General features: G+C 35.7%; 17 protein-coding genes, 1 pseudogene and 1 riboswitch. Of the genes and pseudogenes, 6 read left to right on the top strand and 12 right to left on the bottom strand.

What is annotated here, in order from left to right:
• Positions 1–41: 41 nt before the first annotated feature.
• Positions 42–974 (top strand): ROK family protein, encoded by a 933-nt coding sequence (locus DEX24_RS01505; RefSeq protein ID WP_109304620.1) that lies wholly within the window; start codon positions 42–44, stop codon positions 972–974.
• A complete protein-coding gene (locus DEX24_RS01500; RefSeq protein WP_109304619.1) occupies positions 974–1,819 on the top strand; it encodes a MurR/RpiR family transcriptional regulator in 846 nt (281 codons plus the stop codon). The genes DEX24_RS01505 and DEX24_RS01500 overlap by 1 nt, the downstream gene beginning before the upstream one ends.
• 322 nt (positions 1,820–2,141) lie before the next feature.
• Here DEX24_RS01500 and tkt read toward each other — a convergent pair whose 3' ends face one another.
• From tkt to yneA, 4 genes are all read right to left on the bottom strand, one after another.
• On the bottom strand, positions 2,142–4,142 hold the full coding sequence (gene tkt / locus DEX24_RS01495) for a transketolase (RefSeq protein WP_109304618.1): 2,001 nt from the start codon (positions 4,140–4,142) through the stop codon (positions 2,142–2,144).
• Between the two features lie 201 nt (positions 4,143–4,343).
• On the bottom strand, positions 4,344–4,574 hold the full coding sequence (locus tag DEX24_RS01490; RefSeq protein WP_109304617.1) for a DUF896 domain-containing protein: 231 nt from the start codon (positions 4,572–4,574) through the stop codon (positions 4,344–4,346).
• 72 nt (positions 4,575–4,646) lie between these two features.
• Positions 4,647–5,306 (bottom strand): YneB family resolvase-like protein, encoded by a 660-nt coding sequence (locus tag DEX24_RS01485; protein WP_109304616.1) that lies wholly within the window; start codon positions 5,304–5,306, stop codon positions 4,647–4,649.
• Positions 5,306–5,611 (bottom strand): cell division suppressor protein YneA, encoded by a 306-nt coding sequence (yneA, locus tag DEX24_RS01480; protein WP_170112800.1) that lies wholly within the window; start codon positions 5,609–5,611, stop codon positions 5,306–5,308. The genes DEX24_RS01485 and yneA overlap by 1 nt, the downstream gene beginning before the upstream one ends.
• A 165-nt stretch (positions 5,612–5,776) precedes the next feature.
• Here yneA and lexA point away from each other — a divergent pair, with 165 nt between their 5' ends.
• The 4 genes from lexA to DEX24_RS01460 all read left to right on the top strand — a co-directional run bounded on the left by lexA (position 5,777) and on the right by DEX24_RS01460 (position 11,793).
• The gene (gene lexA, locus DEX24_RS01475; protein ID WP_109304614.1) at positions 5,777–6,418 is read left to right on the top strand and encodes a transcriptional repressor LexA; all 642 of its coding nucleotides are present in this window, start codon (positions 5,777–5,779) and stop codon (positions 6,416–6,418) included.
• A 294-nt stretch (positions 6,419–6,712) separates the two neighbouring features.
• On the top strand, positions 6,713–8,458 hold the full coding sequence (locus tag DEX24_RS01470) for a bifunctional metallophosphatase/5'-nucleotidase (RefSeq protein ID WP_109304613.1): 1,746 nt from the start codon (positions 6,713–6,715) through the stop codon (positions 8,456–8,458).
• A gap of 288 nt (positions 8,459–8,746) precedes the next feature.
• The gene (locus DEX24_RS01465; protein ID WP_109304612.1) at positions 8,747–10,516 is read left to right on the top strand and encodes a bifunctional metallophosphatase/5'-nucleotidase; all 1,770 of its coding nucleotides are present in this window, start codon (positions 8,747–8,749) and stop codon (positions 10,514–10,516) included.
• Positions 10,517–10,992: 476 nt separating this feature from the next.
• Positions 10,993–11,793 carry a DUF4309 domain-containing protein gene (locus DEX24_RS01460; protein WP_109304611.1) on the top strand — a complete coding sequence of 267 codons (801 nt, stop codon included), beginning with the start codon at positions 10,993–10,995 and terminating at the stop codon, positions 11,791–11,793.
• Positions 11,794–12,567: 774 nt separating this feature from the next.
• Here DEX24_RS01460 and DEX24_RS17070 read toward each other — a convergent pair.
• The 8 genes and pseudogenes from DEX24_RS17070 to DEX24_RS01425 form a co-directional block, all read right to left on the bottom strand.
• Entirely contained in the window at positions 12,568–13,437 is an 870-nt protein-coding gene (locus DEX24_RS17070; protein ID WP_246131454.1) for a glycine betaine ABC transporter substrate-binding protein, read from the bottom strand.
• 10 nt (positions 13,438–13,447) lie between these two features.
• Positions 13,448–14,299, bottom strand: a complete 852-nt coding sequence (locus tag DEX24_RS17065) for an ABC transporter permease (protein ID WP_147016163.1) — start codon at positions 14,297–14,299, stop codon at positions 13,448–13,450.
• Entirely contained in the window at positions 14,292–15,491 is a 1,200-nt protein-coding gene (locus tag DEX24_RS01450) for a quaternary amine ABC transporter ATP-binding protein (RefSeq protein WP_109304610.1), read from the bottom strand. The genes DEX24_RS17065 and DEX24_RS01450 overlap by 8 nt, the downstream gene beginning before the upstream one ends.
• Positions 15,492–15,810: 319 nt before the next feature.
• On the bottom strand, positions 15,811–16,449 hold the full coding sequence (locus tag DEX24_RS01445) for a GntR family transcriptional regulator (RefSeq protein WP_109304609.1): 639 nt from the start codon (positions 16,447–16,449) through the stop codon (positions 15,811–15,813).
• 488 nt (positions 16,450–16,937) lie between these two features.
• Positions 16,938–17,068, bottom strand: a pseudogene (locus tag DEX24_RS01440) (transposase); the annotation flags it as partial.
• 545 nt (positions 17,069–17,613) lie between these two features.
• Positions 17,614–17,810, bottom strand: a riboswitch (cobalamin riboswitch).
• Between the two features lie 54 nt (positions 17,811–17,864).
• Positions 17,865–18,335: a glutathione peroxidase gene (locus DEX24_RS01435; RefSeq protein ID WP_109304608.1), complete on the bottom strand. Its 471-nt coding sequence runs from the start codon at positions 18,333–18,335 to the stop codon at positions 17,865–17,867.
• Between the two features lie 182 nt (positions 18,336–18,517).
• On the bottom strand, positions 18,518–19,132 hold the full coding sequence (locus tag DEX24_RS01430) for an ATP-binding cassette domain-containing protein (protein WP_109304607.1): 615 nt from the start codon (positions 19,130–19,132) through the stop codon (positions 18,518–18,520).
• Positions 19,133–19,343: 211 nt separating this feature from the next.
• Positions 19,344–20,309 (bottom strand): FecCD family ABC transporter permease, encoded by a 966-nt coding sequence (locus tag DEX24_RS01425; protein WP_109304674.1) that lies wholly within the window; start codon positions 20,307–20,309, stop codon positions 19,344–19,346.
• Positions 20,310–20,322: the final 13 nt, after the last annotated feature.

The raw sequence follows: 20,322 nt of genomic DNA, 5'->3' as shown, positions 1-20,322 counted from the left end.
AAAGTAAGCGCTTGCCTCTTTTTTCTTTAGGAGGATTAAAAATGACGATTATTGCTATTGATATTGGTGGTACAAATATAAAATTCGGTGTTGTAAATACAAAAGGCGTGCTTTCACAGAAAGATTCTATTCCTACTGAAGCCCATCTTGGAGGTCTCCATATTATAAAGAAGATTTTCGCTATTTACGATAATCTTTCAGCACAGCAGGTTTTCTCTGGCATCGCCATTAGTTCTGCTGGGCAAATAAACAATGAAACAGGTACAGTTATTTTTGCAACAGATTCAATTCCCTATTATACTGGTACCGAAATTGCTACAATTGTCACAGAGTATACAGGTCTACCAGTGACTGTTGAAAATGATGTAAACTGCACAGCACTAGGTGAATATTTTACTGGGGCCGCTAAACAGGTCGATCATTTTTTGTGTATCACAGTTGGAACTGGCATCGGTGGTGCCCTATTTGTGAATGGGGAGCTATATACAGGTTCACATTACTCTGCTGGTGAGATCGGACATATTTGTTTAATACCTTATGGTAGACCTTGCACATGTGGACAAGCCGGTTGCTTAGAACAATATATTTCAAGTTCTGCTCTCTTAAAAGAAGTAACAGAAACACTTCAAATTCATGATTTACGTGATTTTTTTCAATTAGTCCAAGCTGAAAATACGGCAGCACTAATTATTTTTAATCGCTGGATTGACTATTTTGCGATAGGTCTTCAATCACTTGTCTACACATTAAACCCTACTCTAATCGTTATTGGCGGTGGTATATCCGCACAAGGCTCTCTTATTTCAACCGTATTAGAAAAAAAATTGCAGACAAAATTGATGCCCAATCACCGGAAAAATTTACGCGTTCAGACTGCTCTTCATCAAAATGATGCCAACTTAATAGGCGCAGCTTACCACTATTATTCTACTAGTACTAAAGGGAATGTATATTATTCTAAAAAGGAGCAGTGATGACAATCGATACGAGACAATTAAATCGTTTAAAACCGACTCTCGTTATGGCACAAAATAAACATAATTTCACAAAATCAGAAATCAAAATTCAATATTATATTTTAGCAAACCCTGAGAATGTTATTTATCATTCACTTACTGAATTATCAGAAGCAAGTAACGTAGCTGAAGCGACAGTATTACGTTTTTTTAGAAAATTAGGTTATAAGGGCTTCCAAGATTTTAAATTGCTTTTAGCACAAGAACTCACTGCTGAAGTAGTTCCTGAAAATAGTAATTCTTATAAAGAAAAAGTAAAAGTAAATATGATACAGGCACTAGAAAACACCCATGATGGTATCGATGAAAATGAATTAGAGGCAAGTATACTAGCAATTAGCCATTCAAATGACGTTGTGATCTTTGGCATTGGTGCATCTGGCATTGCCGCACTAGATATGCAAAATCGTTTAATGCGTATTGGCAAAAACGTTCAAGTGATTATTGATTCTCATTTTCAAATGATGCGCGCGACAACTTTAAATCCTCACTCTGTTGTTATTGCGATTAGTTTAACAGGCGGAACAAAAGATATTGTAGACTCTGTCAAAATCGCTTCAGAAAAAGGAGCTAAAATTATTGCTCTCACGAATTATGTCAAGTCACCTCTCACTAAATATGCTCATCATATACTATTAGGTTCTGCAAAAGAACATCCTCTGGACAGTGGTTCTCTTGTCTCTAAAATTGCTCAGTTATACGTTATTGATTTGATCTGTACAGGTCTTTCACTTAGCCAAATTGAGCGTGCTCAAATGATTCAGCAAGAGATATCAGAAAATGTTTCAGAGAAATTATATTAAAAGTAGTTCTACGTCAACTATGCGGGTGGCGTGATTTGGATTTTTCAAATCACGCCACTTTTTCTATTTGTTTGTTTCGGACGACTGCTTTCCACAGGCTTTGGTTAAGGCTTCACAAGCTCGCGACTCCTGCGGAATCAGCTGAAGTGAGGACCGCGGAAAGCTTTCGCTATTTCTATTTTTCTAAAATATGAATTGTTTTAATAGCGCAACCTATATAATAGAACCATTTAAATAAAAAATGCTAACCCACTCACAACAACCACCCTTATCCATGGTAAGGGTGATGTGCGCAGTTGGTTAGCATTTTTAGTTTACAGTATTATTTCAGCAAAGCGTTAACTTTAGCTATTACATTTTCAACAGTGAAACCATATTGTTCGATTACTGTATCTCCAGGAGCACTTGCGCCGAATGTATCAATCGCTAGTACATCTCCTTCGAAACCAGTATATTTATGCCAACCGAATGAAGAAGCCATTTCGATTGCTAAACGTTTTGTTGTTGCTTTTGGTAAGACAGATTCTTTATATAGAGCATCTTGTTCATCGAAGCGTGCTACATCTGGCATCGATACAACAGTTGCGTCAATACCATCTTTTGCTAATTGTGCTTTTGCAGCAACAGCTAATTGGACTTCAGAACCAGTAGCGATTAATAAGACATCTGCCACTTCTTTTGTAGATTTAGAAAGTACATATCCACCCTTCATCACACCTGCCTCAAGAACTGCATAATCTACATCAAGAACTGGTAAGTTTTGACGAGATAATACTAAAGCTGTAGGACGTGTTTTAGATGTTAAGGCTTGTTTCCATGCAATCGCCGATTCATTGGCATCTGCAGGACGAACGACAGCTAAGTTTGGAATAGCACGTAATGCTGCTAAGTGCTCAACAGGTTCATGTGTTGGACCATCTTCACCTACAGCTACTGAATCGTGAGTGAAAACATACGTCACTGGTAGACCCATTAAAGCAGATAGACGTATTGCCGGACGTACATAATCAGAGAATACGAAGAATGTAGCACCAAAAACATTGACGCCTCCGTGAAGAGCTAGACCATTCAAAGCTGTACCCATTGCAAATTCACGTACTCCGAACCAAATATTACGACCTGCTGGATTTTGTGCAGAATAATCTCCAGCACCTTTGATTGTCGTTTTATTTGAACTTGCTAAGTCTGCACTACCACCAAATAATGTTGGTGTGTTTTTCGCAAGCGCATTGATCACTTCACCTGAAGAAGAACGAGTTGCGATTGATTTACCGATTTCGTATACAGGAACATCCTGAGCAAAGTCTGCTGGTAATTCGCCTGAGATAGCCAGTTCAAATTGCGCTGCAAGTTCTGGGAAGGCTGTTTTGTAGGCCTCTAATGATTTATTCCAAGCTGCTTCTGCTTCAACACCCTGTGTTTTCGCAGCTGCTTTAAATGTTTCATATACTTCTTCTGGTACAAAGAATGGTTCATGATTCCAATCGTAGTTTGCTTTTGTCAAAGCTACTTCATCCGTACCAAGTGGTGCACCGTGAGAGTCAGATTTACCTGATTTATTAGGTGAACCAAAACCAATTACTGTTTTAATTTCGATTAAAGTTGGTTTACCCGTTTGTGCTTTTGCACCCACGATTGCAGCGTTGATTGCATCTATATCATTGCCATCTTCCACTAAAATATAGTTCCAATTATACGCTTTAAAACGTGCTGCTGTATCATCAGAGAATGATTTATTTAGTTCGCCATCCAGTGAGATATCGTTGCTATCATAAAGTACGATTAATTTTTCAAGTTGTAGATGTCCAGCTAATGACGCTGCTTCGGCTGATACGCCTTCCATTAAATCACCATCACCACATAAAGCAAAAGTATAGTGATCTACGATTGAATGATTCGGTTTATTGTAAACGCCTGCTAAGTGATTTTCAGCCATTGCCATACCAACAGCCATAGAAATACCTTGTCCAAGTGGACCAGTTGTTGCTTCTACGCCTGCAGTATGGCGGAATTCTGGATGTCCTGGAGTTAATGAACCCCATTGACGGAAACTTTTAATTTCTGACATTGGTAGGTCATAACCACCAAGATGAAGAAGGCTATATAAAAGCATTGAGCCGTGACCAGCTGATAAAACAAAACGATCGCGGTTAAACCAAGAAGGATTTTGAGGATTATGTTGTAGCTGTTTAGTCCAAAGAGTATATGCCATAGGCGCTGCTCCCATTGGTAATCCAGGGTGACCTGAGTTTGCTTTTTCAATTGCATCAATTGATAAAGTTCGGATAGTGTTAATAGCTAATTGATCTGCGCGTTGCGTCATGTAAAGTTGACATCCTTTCATAAGTGCAAAATTTGTTTCTATATACAGTTTAGTCAAGATGTGTTGAGAAAACAATGGTTATAATTGTCGTTTGACGACTAATTTGGAAATAGTTTTAAGCAATCACCACAATATGGGAAAAATTAGGTTTTTATCATGGAAAAAGAGTGCGATATTTCAAATCGCACTCTCTTCGTATTATTAATTTAAATTTTTCGATTGTTTTTGACGCAATTTTTCAGGTGTAACTTCTTCACCACTTGGATCAAAGACACGTACATTTTCAATCGTATCGCGCATTGTAGAACGGAATGTATCTAAATATTCCTGTCTAAGTGCCGTTTGTTCTTTCGCTTGTTCAGTTGTTAATGTACCTGCTTTTTTCATTTTAGAAAGCTCGCTAATGCGTGCTAATTTTTCTTTTGATAACATAGTTAATCACCCTTTCGAACTGACACCATTATATAAGGTATGAAAAAAACTGTAAAGAACTATGCACTTCACTCATGATTGTTGATTTTCGACATACTCAACAAATCTTCTATGAACCGTTGCTTTGCTTACTTTAAAGCCTAGTGTACATAGTGTTGCCGTTATTTCCTCATAAGTTAATCCTTTTTGACGTAAAGTAACAATTTGTTCTATCGGAATGTCAATACGTTCTCGCCCTTCTGGATTTCCTCGATTAACAATATTATTTTCTGGACGGTAGCCATTTTCAACAGCACGTTTCATACCACGCTTAATTTTTGCATTATGTATTTTACGCTGATATTCTTCCACGATTGCCAATATTTCAAGCAACATGGAATCCATATCACTAAATTTAATGATTCCTGTATTATTGAGCGTGTAAATGGATGTTTCTGTTTTTTGGAGTAAATGAAGCACCGCAATACGTCCATTGCCACGACCAATACGCGTCTCATCTTGTATAAAAAGTACGCTCCCCTTATGTTGCTTTAAGAAATCGAGCATATTTAATAACCCTTCACGATCGACATCAAAACCGCTGTGACGATCGAAAAACACCTCCTCTAACGCATAACCCTGTTCTGCAGCAAAGTGTTCCAACTCTTCCTGCTGTCTCTCTAAAGAACGATCTTGTGTTTCCTTTTCTGTGCTTACACGACAATAAGCTACAGCTAAACTTTTTTTTGTCATTATTGATCACTCGCAATTTCCAATTTATTAGTCTTATTTTTTTCTGATTGTGGGATTAACAATGTTTTTCCTACAACGATTAAATCTCCTTTTATATCATTATCTGACTTTACTTGCTGTAGCCATTTGTATTGGCTAATAGAACCGCGATGTTTTTGAGATAAAGTCCACAGTGTATCGCCTGATTCAACTGTAATTTCCTGTGTATTTTTTTCAAACGCTAAATTATTAAAGCAAACTCCTACTAATAATACTACTAATGCAACAATAAGAAAGATATTAATATTTCTTTTTAACCACTTCATTGTCATTACCCCTTTTTTGTATAATATTGTATTCGGAATGTATGTTCTCATATTAATCCGAACATATGTTTTTGTCAACTGTTTTATAGAACAATTGTTTGCTTTTATTTTTAACAAATGATATACTCGACATACAAATAATTGAAAGAAAATTGGGGTGAAACAATGAACGATGTATTGAAAAAAACTAAAATTTCTAAACGTCAGGAATCGATTCTTGACTTTATAAAAGATGAGGTCCAAAGCAAAGGTTATCCGCCTTCCGTTCGTGAAATTGGACAAGCTGTCGGACTTGCTTCGAGCTCCACTGTTCATGGTCATCTTGAGCGTCTCGAAACGAAAGGCTATATTCGTCGAGATAAAACAAAACCACGTGCAATTGAAATATTGGACCCTTTTAATATGGGCGATACATTAAAACATAGCGTACGTCATGTCCCATTACTAGGTAAAGTGACTGCCGGCCTACCGATTACTGCGATCGAAAATATTGAAGAGTACTTCCCTATTCCAAATACATATGGATCAGAAGATGACCATATTTTCATGTTGGAAATTATGGGTGAATCAATGATTGAAGCTGGTATTTTAGATGGTGATTACGTCATCGTCAAACAGCAATCTTCAGCAAGTAACGGCGATATAATTGTTGCTATGACGGAAGAAAATGAGGCAACTGTCAAACGTTTCTTTAAGGAAGATGGCTATTTCCGTCTACAACCAGAAAATTCTACAATGGCACCAATCATCGTAAACAATGTGTCTGTTTTAGGAAAAGTTGTTGGCTTATACCGCAATATTCATTAAAATTTATGCCTATATAGAAAATGCTACGAAAAATGATTCATTTTTCGTAGCATTTTTTTGTCTTCTCATCTCCCTGTTAAAGCATCAGCTTGATTGGAAAAATAGCGTTATTTATTGTAGCATCCTTTAGTCGTATCTAATATCCCATCAATGAGCCGTCCTTTCGACTTAAAAAAGAAACTTTTTAACTAGTAATTAAAATAAAATATAGTAAATATAACATAATTACTATATTGATTATTATTCTTTTTACCTATAATATTGTATACAATTGAAAAAAACTGGAGGATTATAATGAAAAAATTTAAAGTTGCACTATCATTTGGCGCTATTTTCTTGGCATTCCAAGTGTTCACGCCAACTAGTCAGGCTGTTGCGAAAAAAGAGATTGAGAAAAAAATACCTGTTCAATTTCTTGGTATTAATGATCTTCATGGTTTTATAGAAGGCAATTCTAATAAAGCAGAAAACGGCAAAGCAATCGGTGGTATGTCTTCCCTTGCTTATAATTTTCAACAGGAACAACGTACTTTCGCTAAAAGTAATGCACTAACTTCAATTAAAAGTAATTCTGTGCTTGTTCAATCTGGTGATATTGTTGGAGGTTCTCCTGCTATTTCTGGCTTATTACAAGACCAGCCAACAATGAATAGTATGAATGCTATTGGTTTCCATGTGGGTACGGTTGGCAACCATGAATTTGATGAAGGCATCGTTGAATTTAAACGTATTTTACACGGGAATCGCCCGACCTATGACACACCTAATTTCGAAAATATTTTATATTATAATACGTCAAAATCCACAACAGACATCGTCATTTCAAATATTATAGAAAAAAATAGTAAGAAACTTTTGAACGGCTTCAAACCATATACCATTAAAAAAGTAGACGGCATCAATATTGGCTATATTGGCGTTGTAACACCTACTATTAAAGAAATTGTTATGGATGAACATATGAAAAATATTTCAGTTATTAAACCGGAAATAGCGGTCGCAAAATATACCAAAGAACTCCGTAAAAAAGGCGTCAATGCGATTGTTATTCTTGCTCATATGGGTGCTAAGATGAACGCTTCTGCAGGAACAACAATCGATACTCAAAAATCGGCAACCGTTGAAGGAGATGTAGTAAATCTGTTACAAGGCGTCAATAAAATCGACCCTAAAAACTCCATTGATCTTGTTTTTTCAGGACATAGTCATTCTTTTGTCAATGGTTCATATAAAGGGATTCGTGTTGTGCAATCTTTGCAGTATAGCAATGCCTACAGTGCTGTAACTGGTATATTAAGCTCTAAGACAAAAGATTTCATTAAAATGCCACAGGCTGAAATTAAATATAATTACACAAAATCGTCTACAACAATTGCCAAAAATAAAGTTGCCAAAAAAGTTGAAGCCATCATTAAAGATGCTAATAAACGTGTCCATCCAATTATCAATGCTAAAATAGCTACGATGCATGTTGAACGTATTAATAGTGTCCCCGATCCCGATGGCTTCGGTGCCGCCATTGGGAATATTATTACAGATGCCCAATTAAAAATGGCCAATGCCAAAAAGTATCCAACTGATTTCGCCTTTACGAATACTGGTGGTGTTCGTACCGATTTAATTGGTAAAAAAATAGGAAATAATTATATTGTGACATGGGGTGCTGCCCAAGCTGTACAGCCGTTCAATAATTTTTTACAACATGTAACAATGACTGGTAACCAGATTAAAGAAGCTTTGAATAGCCAATTTAACAATGGTACTCGTACCTTAGAAGTTGCAGGTTTACATTACACATATAATGACCGAGGAATCGTTGATATTTTCGTTGACTCAACTAATGCTTCTCTCGATTTACAAAAAACCTATAATGTCGTCATCAATGATTTTTTAAGTGGCGGTAAAGATAATTTTTCTGTCTTTAAACAAGCTAAAAATTTAAAAACAATCGCTATTGATACAGATATTTTAATCGAATATTTAACTAAATTAAAAATGATTGATGCACATTATACTAGCCGCGCGGTAAAAATTAAGTAACATCATGTAAACGATCCCTATTTATACGGATCGTTTTTTATTTTGCTCATGAAATTTTTTTATGATGGACTTTTCTTCTTTTTCTTGCTTGTGACATGAAACAATGAACGTCTAAAGTCTGCCGTATAACATTTAGACTATTACGAATATTTAAATTGTACTTTCTTGATAAAAACTATTTTTTTGCATTATTCAACTTTATTAAATATGAAATTATTTATTGCTAAACCTTCCTTTTCTTACTATATTAAAATGGTACGATCAAACAAAACTTAAGGGGTGTAAGTAATGTTCAAATCAAAATTTATCGCTTCACTAAGTGCCGTTGCTCTTTTAGCATCTGTACCATTCGCAGCTACTAGCTTCGATGCTACTGCTAAAACAACAACGACAAAAAAAGTGACAGAGAAAAAAATTCCTGTACAATTTCTAGGTATGAATGATTTACATGGATATATTGATGGCAATAACAAAAAAGATGCCGCTGGTAATCCTGTAGGTGGAATGGCTTCTCTTGCATATAATTTCGAGCAAGAAAAAGCAGCTTTTGCTAAGAAATACAAATTAAAATCGGCGAATACAAACTCAATCTCCGTACATGCTGGCGATACAGTTGGTGGTTCACCAGCTATTTCAAGTATGTTACAAGATGAACCGACAATGAATATTTTAAATGCTATGAAATTCAAAGTGGGTGCTTTAGGTAACCATGAATTTGATGAAGGTTTAGACGAATTCCAACGTATTTGGCAAGGTAAGAAACCAATTAAAGGTATAACGCAAAATTATGAATACGTTAAAAACTACAAACAAACGACTTCAGATATGGAGATTCTTTCTGCTAATGTTGTAGATAAAAAAACAAAAAAATTAGTTAAAGGATTCAAACCATACACTGTGAAATCTATCGGCGGTGTAAAAGTTGGCTTTATCGGTATCGTTACACCAACGATCAAAGAGGTTGTATTAGCTCAACATACAAATAATATTGATGTTGTAGATCCTGGAACGGCTGTTGCAAAATATACAAAAGAATTACGTAAACAGGGTGTAAATGCAATTGCAATTGTGGCACACTCAGCAGTTGAAGTTGACAAAGAAGCCGGTTCTTCTATTGAAACACAAGGACAAACTCGTCTGAAAGGCGATATCGTTGACATGATTAAAACAGCGAATACATTAGATCCAAAAAACTCAATTGATGTTGTCTTTGCCGGTCATAATCATGCATATGCTAATGGAACATACAAAGGTGTTCGTATTGTACAATCATATAATTATGCAACTGCTTACTCAGTTGTGACAGGTACATTAAGTTCTAAAACGAAGGATTTCATCGCAACACCTTCCGCACAAATTAAATATAATTACACACAAACTGATACTGTCATTCAATCAAATGCTGTGTCTAAAAAAGTAAATAATATCGTACAAGAAGCTAAAACAATCGTAGGAAAAGTAATGGACTTACCGATTGCTACTATGGATGCTGCTAAAGTATCACGTGATCGTTTAGCATATCCAATGGGCGGTTCTTCCGTAGGGAATCTTGTGACAGACGGTCAATTAGCTTATGCACAAGCTGCTGATCCATCAGTCAACTTCGCCTTCACTAACTCAGGTGGCGTTCGTTCTGATTTAGATGGTGTTCAAAATGCAGATAGCTATGTTATTTCACGCGGTGCTGCACAAGGTGTTCAACCTTTCGGGAATATTTTAAAAATTGTTGAACTAACAGGTAAGCAAGTAAAAGAAGCAATCGGTAACCAATTTACTGGTGGTTATGGTCTTGAAGTTGCTGGTTTAACCTACACATACAACAAATCAGGTGTTGTTGATGTCTTTGCTGGTGAAGAAAAAATTGATGACAACAAAGTATACAAAGCAGTTGTAAATGATTTCTTAATCGGTGGCGGCGATAATTTCCCTACATTTAAATCTGCAAAAGTAATTGATGATTTAGGTCTTGATACGGATGCATTTATTCAATACTTAACAAACACAAAAAATTTAAATACAGCAACGGTAACTACTCCACGTTTATCAGTTGTTCAATAATTCTTTAAAAAAACATAAACCATCTTAGAACTGAACCCCGAATAGCGGACACTTAAAAAGTGAACCTATTCGGGGTTTTTTACCGAAAAATTTCCTTATACTGCCCATACTATTTAAGGAAATCCATCTTTAGAAAAGCTGGATTTTCTTTCGAAATCATTGAATCAAAAAAAGTGGTCTATCATTCTCTATAACAGTCTTTATAGCTATCAATTGATTTCCAAATAAACGATATATTTTGTTGCTCTGCATCTAAGATTTTCATTCAAGCACTATGTATAGAACTCAATTCTAGCATTTCTAAATTTAGACGGGTTCCGTTCACTCTACGGTTATGCTTCTTTTTTATATGACTTTTTTAACATTTTAGCAACTACTTTCCACCTAATTACGTCATAATGTATAATTGCTGTAATATGAATCTGTTATACTTAACAAGTAATTAATAGATAATGACGTAAGGAGGATTTTCATTTATGAAACAACTAAAGTTTTTATCAATCGTTGCCAGTTCCATGCTACTATTAGCAGCTTGTGGTGAGAAGGAAGCTTCACCGACTCCGCAAGAAAATATCGAAGAAACATCCAATGGTGACAAAAAAGAAGAAGCACCTAAGAAAGAGCCTGTTTCACCACAAAAAAATGACGTAGATGATGAGGCAACAGCTGACAATACACAAGATTCTCAACAAAACGACAAGGACACGACATCCACTACCGATTCTGAGACAACTACAAATACGAAGTCAAAGGAAGAGGCAACGTCAACTACTGAAAAAAAAGCAACAACTAGTACTACTCCTTCAGTTAAAGTAAATCCCATACATAAGGATTTTTTACAAAATCAATTAAAAACAGCTAAAAATGGTATGACTGAAGGTGTTCCTTTTGAAAGCGGCGAAACGGTTCTCGAAGATGTACTTGCACAGTGGGGTGAACCCGACACGCAATATTCGAATGATACCAACTATATCGAATATAAAAAGAACGGCGCAGTACAGTATGCGTTGGCCGTTGGACGCGGTGATCGCATCTATGATGTCCGCACATTTGTCTCTCCGGACAATTCTTTCAAATTATCAGATATGACATTCGACGAAATTAAAACTGTCTTAGGGAAACCGACAAGCATTACGCAAACCGGCTCTGATACTGTATTAAATTATACTACTGGTAAAAACACATTAAAATTCGTTGGCTCAAGTACAACAAAAAAATTACATCATATTTCCATTTTTAATAAAGCATCATCTGAACCTATGGGTGGTCGTAATTAATTAACGATTAACAAACATACAGCCAATTGACTAGCTCAATTGACTGGTATATCATAAATCAACAATAAACAAAAATAGTCTATCCCCATACGAATCATCAAATCAATTGAACGCGCAGAAAATGACTCCTGCGGGAATAGCATGAGCTGAAAACCCCACAGGAACGCAGTGACGAGGCGTTTGAAGCCAGATCCACGGAAAAGTTTTTCGCAGCGGAAATGGCTTGAACTGAATAATCCCGTATGATTTTTCGAAATCATACGGGATTTTCTGTGTTGAAAATACGTTTGTCTCAGGCTCTTTTAGGTTCATTCCGTAAAAACACTATCTATTTGCGGTTCTGGTCACACACTTGAAAAAATATAAAAAAGCAGTCATTTTCTAGCACCCCCGATGTTAAGCAACTAATCTACACCATTGATGGATGATAGGTGGTTAATTTTTTTGTACGCAATCATCATATACTTTAGAGATCATTGACTGACAAACTCGACAAATAGATAAAAGTTGGTGAAGCTGTTCTTTTTTTATGTCTATTTTCAGATATGTTCATCATGATTAAAAGAAATGACGAGTGCTCTACTTATCGACAGAAAACTTTCACTATTTCTACCTATCTAAAATATGAATTATTTCGATACCCCAACATATATAATAGAACCTTAAAGACCAAAAAAACTAGTATAGAACCCTTTCTTTACCTATAAAAAGCAGATTATACGAAAAAGCAGATACCCATAAATAATGAGTACCTGCTTTTTTCATAGACTAGACTTATTTAGTCCATTCATCTACTTGATCTTTATGGGCTTTAATCCATTTTTCAGCTGCTTTTTCTGGTGTTTCACCATCTGCAACATCCAACATAACTTCTTCCATGTCTTTTGTTGTCCAATGGAAATTATCTAAAATTTTATACGCTTCTGGCGATTTCTTTTTCAAGTCTTTCGAAACAAATGTATGGATTGACTCTTCTCCACCAAAAACATTATCTGGATCTTTTAAATATTTTAAATCATACTTTTGGAACATCCAATGTGGTGACCAACCTGTAATGACAATGTCTTCATTTTTCTTAATTGCTTGACCTAATGCAACGGTCATAGCACCTGACGAAGATGATTTAAGCTTCCAATCTGAAAGGTTTTTATACTCTTTTAGTGCTTTTTCAGTTGCTGACATAATACCAGCACCTGGTTCAATTCCAGTAATACTCTTATTCGCTTGATCTTTAAGGTCAGCAATTGAGTCTACTTTCATATATTCTGGCACGACTAAACCAACTTTGGCACCTTTTAAATTGACACCTAAATCGACTAGTTTATCTTTATATTTTTCATATTGAGCAGCATGTGTATTCGGCAACCAACCAGCAACCATACCATCCGCTTTACCATTCGATACGGCCTCCCACATCACAGCATTATCAAGTGCTGTTGTTTTTACTTTAAAGCCCTTATCTTCTAACACTTTGGCAATAACATTTGTAGAGGCTACTTCCGTATCCCACTCCACATATGCTAATTCGATTTTTTTATCGTCTTTTGATGATTCTTTATCGGATGAACCACAACCTGCTACAATTGCTGTTAAACCTAATCCTAGTGCTAATGCTGTAAATTTCATTGGTTTTGAAAATTTCATTAAATCAGTCCTATCCTTTTTTATTGTTAATACTCTGTGTAAGTCTATCAATAATAATAGCGAAGATTACTAGTGCAAGACCTGCTACGAAGCCAGATCCTACCTCTGCTCGCTGAACTGCTGTTAGTACTTTACCACCCAAACCTTCTGCGCCAATCATTGAAGCAATGACAACCATAGATAATGCAAGCATTACTGTTTGATTGACACCAGCCATAATGGTTGATTTAGCAAGTGGTAATTCTACATTAAATAATTTTTGTGCACTTGTGCTACCAAACGATTCTGCTGCTTCAATTAATTCTGTTGGTACTTGGCGAATTGCTAAGTTTGTGAAGCGAATTGTTGGTGGAATTGAGAAGATTATTGAAGCAAATACACCGGGTACGATACCAATACCAAAAAATGCTACAGCCGGAATTAAATATACAAAACCGGGCATTGTTTGCATGAAATCTAAAATTGGTTTCATAATACTTTCAAAAGTTGTACTTTTTGACATTAGTATCCCTACTGGAATGCCGACAATTATCGAAATCAAACTAGCAAACAATACGAGTGTTACGGTATTCATAAGATCATCCCATAACCCTTGATTGTAGATGAATAACAAACCTACTACTGTGAAAATTGCGAGCCCAAATTTTCGTTTAGAAGCAAAGTATGCTAATATCGCTATCGCTAAAATAACAATAATCGCTGGAATCATTAGTAATACATCGGTGACAAAAAGCATAGCGCCTTCTGTATTTTCTTGAATGCTATCAAAGAAACCTTGGAAGGTCTCTGTTACCCAATCCATTGCATCATTTGTCCATTTTGCAAGTGGCATCTGTGGGATTTTATCTAATAAATTATTCATGTTCTGGCACCTCCACACTAGATTTCGCGAGTGCTTCGATAACGATGCCTCTGATTAATACACCAACAAGCTTGCCCTCTTTTATAACGGCAACAGGTGTTGGAGAATCATGAATAACATTTAGCACATCTTCTAAAAGCATATCATATGGCACAGTATTCATTTCTTTTTGCATACAATCAACAAGTAAGGTTTTACCATCTTTTGCACATTGTAACGCCTGATCTGCTGTTACAAAACCTAGTAATTGTTTTTTACGATCTGTGGCTATTACGAGGCTTACCTGTTCGTCCTTCATGCGTTTCAAGGCCATTTTTGGTCCATCAATTTCAGGATTTATCGTAACTGGACGTACCATAATATTTTCTGCAGTTAATACTTTCGAACGATCAACATCTTCTATAAAACTGCGAACATAATCATCAGCAGGATTCGTTAAAATTTCTTCACCTGTACCGATCTGAATGATGGCGCCATCTTTCATAATCGCGATACGATCGCCAATACGTAATGCCTCGTTTAAATCATGTGTAATGAAAATTATTGTTTTTTGAACATTTTGTTGGAGTTCAATCAACTCATCCTGCATACCTTTTCTAATTAAAGGATCCAGGGCTGAAAAGGCTTCATCCATTAAGACAATATCAGAATCATTCGCAAGTGCTCTCGCTAAGCCGACACGCTGTTGCATACCACCAGATAGCTGACTTGGGTACTGATCCTTAAACTCTAATAGGCCAGCGTTTTCTAAAGCTTTTTCTGCTTTAACACGACGCTCTTCCTTTGAAACCCCTCGAACCTTTAAACCATACTCTGTATTTTTTAAGATTGTTTGGTGAGGAAATAAACCGAAGTTTTGGAAAACCATATTTACTTTATTACGTCGAATCTCTCTTAATTGTGCTTTATTCATTTTAGAGACATCTTCACCATTAATTAAGATACTCCCGGTCGTCGGTTCAATCAAACGATTTAATAAACGTACGAGCGTAGATTTACCACTACCTGATAGCCCCATAATAACGAATATTTCGCCATCTTCAACTTCAAAGCTCGTATTATTTACACCGACTGTAGCACCGGTTTTTTTCAATATCGCTGTTTTAGATTCACCTTTTTTTACTAGCTCTAATGCTTGTGGGATTTTCTTCCCAAATATTTTACTTACATTTTCAACTCTTATTTTAGACAAGAGCAACAACTCCTTGGTTCTTATAGTGGAAAAGCATATATGTTTGTATATACCCTTCAAAGTAACAACCTAACCGTAACAAAAGGTTGTTACTTCTGTCAAATGAATTTCACGAAAAAAAACGTCTCTAGCAGTTGCTAGAAACGCTTTTCCATTCTATTTCCCAATCATTTTTTATCGATTTAAACAAATATGTTTCTTTTTACTTTACACGTTATACGGCTTACTACAGCTGTCTTTATCGTGTTTTTTTATTTTTTCAGTATAGAAATGAATACGATTTCAAATAAATGCTATTTTTTCGTCATTTCCCAAGTATTTAACCTTTATATAAAAAATTTTTTACAACGTCTAAACTTTCTTCATTGCCAATGAAATAGATGGTATCGCCTTCTTGAATTGTCGCATATGGGCCTGGCGACAAAATCATATCATCGTTATGACGTATACCAACAATTGTAGCTGTTGTATTTTGCCAGAAGTTCAATTCTTGAATTGTTAATCCAACATATACACACTCAGAACCGATTGTTACATGAAAAGGTATGAATGGATTAAGTGAATGAAAGCGGTTTGTGCGCGTTACTAATTCTTGCGTCATTTGCTCTAATTTCATCATTTCTTCTTTTTGCTGCGAAATTGACAGCATAATATCATTTTGAATCTCTTTAACAGATTGTACATCCTTAAGTTGATGAACGAATTTAGCCGCTTCTTCATAAGACTTGATAAAAACGCCGCTCCCCTTTGTCGCTTGGACGATCCCTAAATCTTGCAACACGGCAATTGCACGTCTAGCAGTTTCCGACGATACGCCATACTTACTTGCTAATGATGAACGCGCATATAATTTCTCACCAACTTCGTATTCGCGGTCGACAATTTTCGAAGCCAAATCTGCTGCTATTATTTGATAACGTGATTGTTTAATTTTTGTTTTTTTTTCGTGTTCTGACATCTCGCCATGCTCCCTTTGTTCAATTAGATGCTTAAAATATATAGTCAATATAGCACTATATTAGGTATTTTACTACTACTTTAAAGAGGATTGAGTAGTTATCTTTACTTTTCCCTATTGAATATCTATAAAACGCTTTATTTTTCATTTTCACGTTAAACATTGACGTGACATGATTTAGCTCTTTTAAATCATACCCTTTTTTCTAGTCAGTCATTTCGGACGATACATTACTCGAAATACACATCTATTTCTTCCTCCATCAATAAAATTAAACCGCCTACACCTTCGTATATTTGATGATGATTCCCTTTTAAAAAACTATTTGACTAACCAAAACGAAAGCACATCACACTCTCTAGTCGCCCCTTTTTGCATACAAATCGCGTTTGACAAGGTCAGAATGTCTAACAACGACCAAACGATTAACAAGGTCAGATCTTTTTAATCCTTACTATAATGAGTTTAATTTCATTCACCTTTTTCATTTAGCCCAGATGTAAACCAACTTCTTTATACTTTAATGTTAGTAAGATCTTTGCTCAAATCGTTTATAACCATATGCATGTCGTTTCATTACTTTCGTTTTGTTATTAATACCTTCTAAAAAGCCATTCGATTTTTTTAGCCCAATCAAACCATTTTAAATGGTTCATTTTTTGTATGCGATCATCATGTACTTTCGAAGTAATGGACTGACAAGCTGGACAAATAGGTGAACGCTTCGGCATTTCTATAAAAAGAGCATACTTGCCCTCGATTTCTTCAACTTTTGTGATTAAAAGAAATGGCGAGGACTCCTGCCGAAAAACAAGTAACGCACTATTTCTAATTGTCTAAAACATGAATGGTTTTAATACCCCAACATATATAATAGAACCATTCTTTTGGAGATCTTGATACTACAAAAAAGGTTGGTACAACAATTATGTTGTACCAACCTTTTTACTTAGTTAAGTTTTGTTAGAACCAGTCATATTGTCTTCCTCTATAAAACACTACTTGGAAGTTGGGGAGTTCTAAATAGTTGGGGTCTTGCTTAGAATCATTGGGTAAAACAAAGACAACTGGCCACAAAAAAACAGCAACCCTTGAAAGAGTGCTGTTATCTACTGAAATACGATATAAAGTAGCTAACATCAACCTATCCTCGTAGGTAAAACAAGATGCATCGATTAATTGGCAGGTCTCCTGGCTCATGGTCAACGTATAATTTGCCCTTCCCATCTATGAATAATAGACAGTGGATATGCACGATATACTCACATTTACAGTTGCGGGACAGCGTTGGATTTACACCAACTTCCCTTTTAAGTAAAACAACTTCTAGGTTGCTTCACACCAATTAAAGCATTATTTTTTTACTTCTTTATCTTACTATACAAGGATATAAAAGTAAATGAAAATTCTCTCTTTTACAATAACTTTTCAATGTCTTTTGACAAGCTCAAAGGCTTATCTTTTGAGGCATAACGCCCCACAATATTTCCTTCTTTGTCTATAAGAAACTTCGTGAAATTCCATTTAATGCTACTACCTAAAAAACCCTTTGTATGGTCTTTTAAATAAGTAAATAATGGATCTTCCTGTGCACCATTAACCTGAATCATACTATGCATTGGAAAAGTTACACCATAATTCAAGCGACATTCCTGCGCTGCTTCTTGCGCTGTTGCTACTTCTTGCTTAAACTGATTTGTTGGGAATCCAAGCACTACAAAATCTTCCTCTTTATAATCTTCATATAACTTTTCTAATTCCTCAAACTGTGGTGTAAACCCACATTTTGAAGCGGTATTAACAATGAGCATCGCCTTTCCTTTATAATCACTCATTGAATATTCTTTGCCATCTTCTAACTGCACTTTATAATCATAAATTGACATCAAACCACTCCCTCTATCGTTCTATTGTGTTAATGGATATGCTCTTAATAATATGCTTCATACTAACCTATTTGCAATAATTTACGTTCATAGCAAGCATCATTTTTAATTACGATATAAAAAAAGCAAATCCTTCCTATACGAATGATGATTTGCCTTGGTTATTTGCGACTACGTACGATTTACTGTAATTTCCCATGAGCCAGACGGAAGACTCTTTTACATAGTGGGCGAATCCCTTCCTCATTACGTGTAGCAATCACAATCGCTATATTTGATTCAATAATTTTTGATAAAATATGTTGGATCATATTGAAGTCTTCGATTGTAAAGTCAAAAAAAGGTTCATCGAGTAACAGAATTGAAGGATTATCTATTAACGATAGTGCAATGGCTAGTCGATACTTTTCTGCCTTTGATAAGGCACTTACTAATCGATTATCTGATTGATTCAAACCAACAAAAGATAAATACCAGACGATATCTGCTTCACTGACTGAATCTGCATTACTACATAATACCCTCAAATTTTCAAAAATAGTGAGATTAACTAATAATGGTTTAATTTTCACCAAACTGGCTTGTAGTAGCTGCTCTTGCTTTTTTTCTGTAATTTGAATTTCCCCTTCAAGCGGTGCTAGTTGTCCACTTAACCATTCAAATAACAGTGTTTTCCCAGCATCCCGTCCGCCAATTAAACCGTAAATCCCTACTTCTTCTATTAGCAGTTTACTATTATGTACTATTTTTTTATTGTTTACAGTAATAGATAATTGATCAATTTCTAATATAGTCATGATTTTTCACCCCTATCCATTCACTTCTATTAGTAGTATCGTCACATCTACTTTATTTTCAATTATTCTAACAAAGTAATAGAATCTTATTCCCCAGGAAATAATACAGAGAAGTTAAAAGACGTTGTCACTTAATTACACAAAAAAAGTGAGAACAGGCATGACACCTTATTTCTCACCTTGAATTATTTTATTACAGTAACCAAATCATTTATCCCTGTTTTTTTAACAAATATAAAAAATAAGGCGCACCGATAATGGCTACAACGATACCAACTGGAATGGTTGATGTCGTCAATATTGACCGGCCAATTACATCAGCGATAAGCAATAGAATGGCACCAATTAACAAGGCGACTGGCAAGAATCGTTGATGTTTTGGTCCGACAAGCGATTTTGCTATATGCGGCGCCATTAAACCAACAAATCCGATACCACCTGTCACAGATACAGCTGCGGCTGCAAGTGCCACGGCAATGACAAGTAATAGAATACGTTCTTTATTCATTGATGCACCTAAACCAATTGCTGTGTGTTCGCTTAACCCTAAAATATTTAAGCTATTTGCTCGGTAAAGAACAAATGGTACGAGTATGACTAACCATGGTAGTAATGCCCAGACGAATGGCCAATCTGCTCCCCACACATTGCCAGCAAGCCAACTTGAGATAAATGCTACATCACTGCGCTCCGCAGATGAGATCAACATAATCATTAGACCAGACAATGCTGCGGCAAAACCAACACCAACTAATACTAGGCGAAATGGTTGAATTCCTTTAGATTTTTCATATGAAAAAAGATAAATAAGAAAAGCCGTTGCGATTGCACTTAAAAACCCAACGATTGGTAGTGCATAAGCAAAATTCGCAAAATGATCGCGGGCAAATAAATAGACGACTGTAATACCGATACCAGCACCTGCGTTAATACCGATAATCCCGGGATCTGCCAAATCATTTTTCGTCAACGTTTGTAATAGAGAACCTGAAACGGCTAAAGCCATACCAGCTAATAGTAAAATAACAACACGTGGTAAGCGTACAGAAAACAAAATAAATTCATCGCTCATTTTACCATTTCCTATAAAGGTAGAAAATAATTGCGTTATACCTAATGATGAATAGCCAACTGATAAGCCAATGACAATCATCGACACTAATAGGAGCAACATCATCGTTAACCAAGGC

Origin of the sequence: Kurthia sibirica (assembly GCF_003143975.1) — a bacterium.
Lineage (GTDB): Bacteria > Bacillota > Bacilli > Bacillales_A > Planococcaceae > Kurthia > Kurthia sibirica.
The sequence above is the reverse complement of the archived record's forward strand: the minus strand, read 5'-3'. Positions and strand labels throughout refer to the sequence as shown.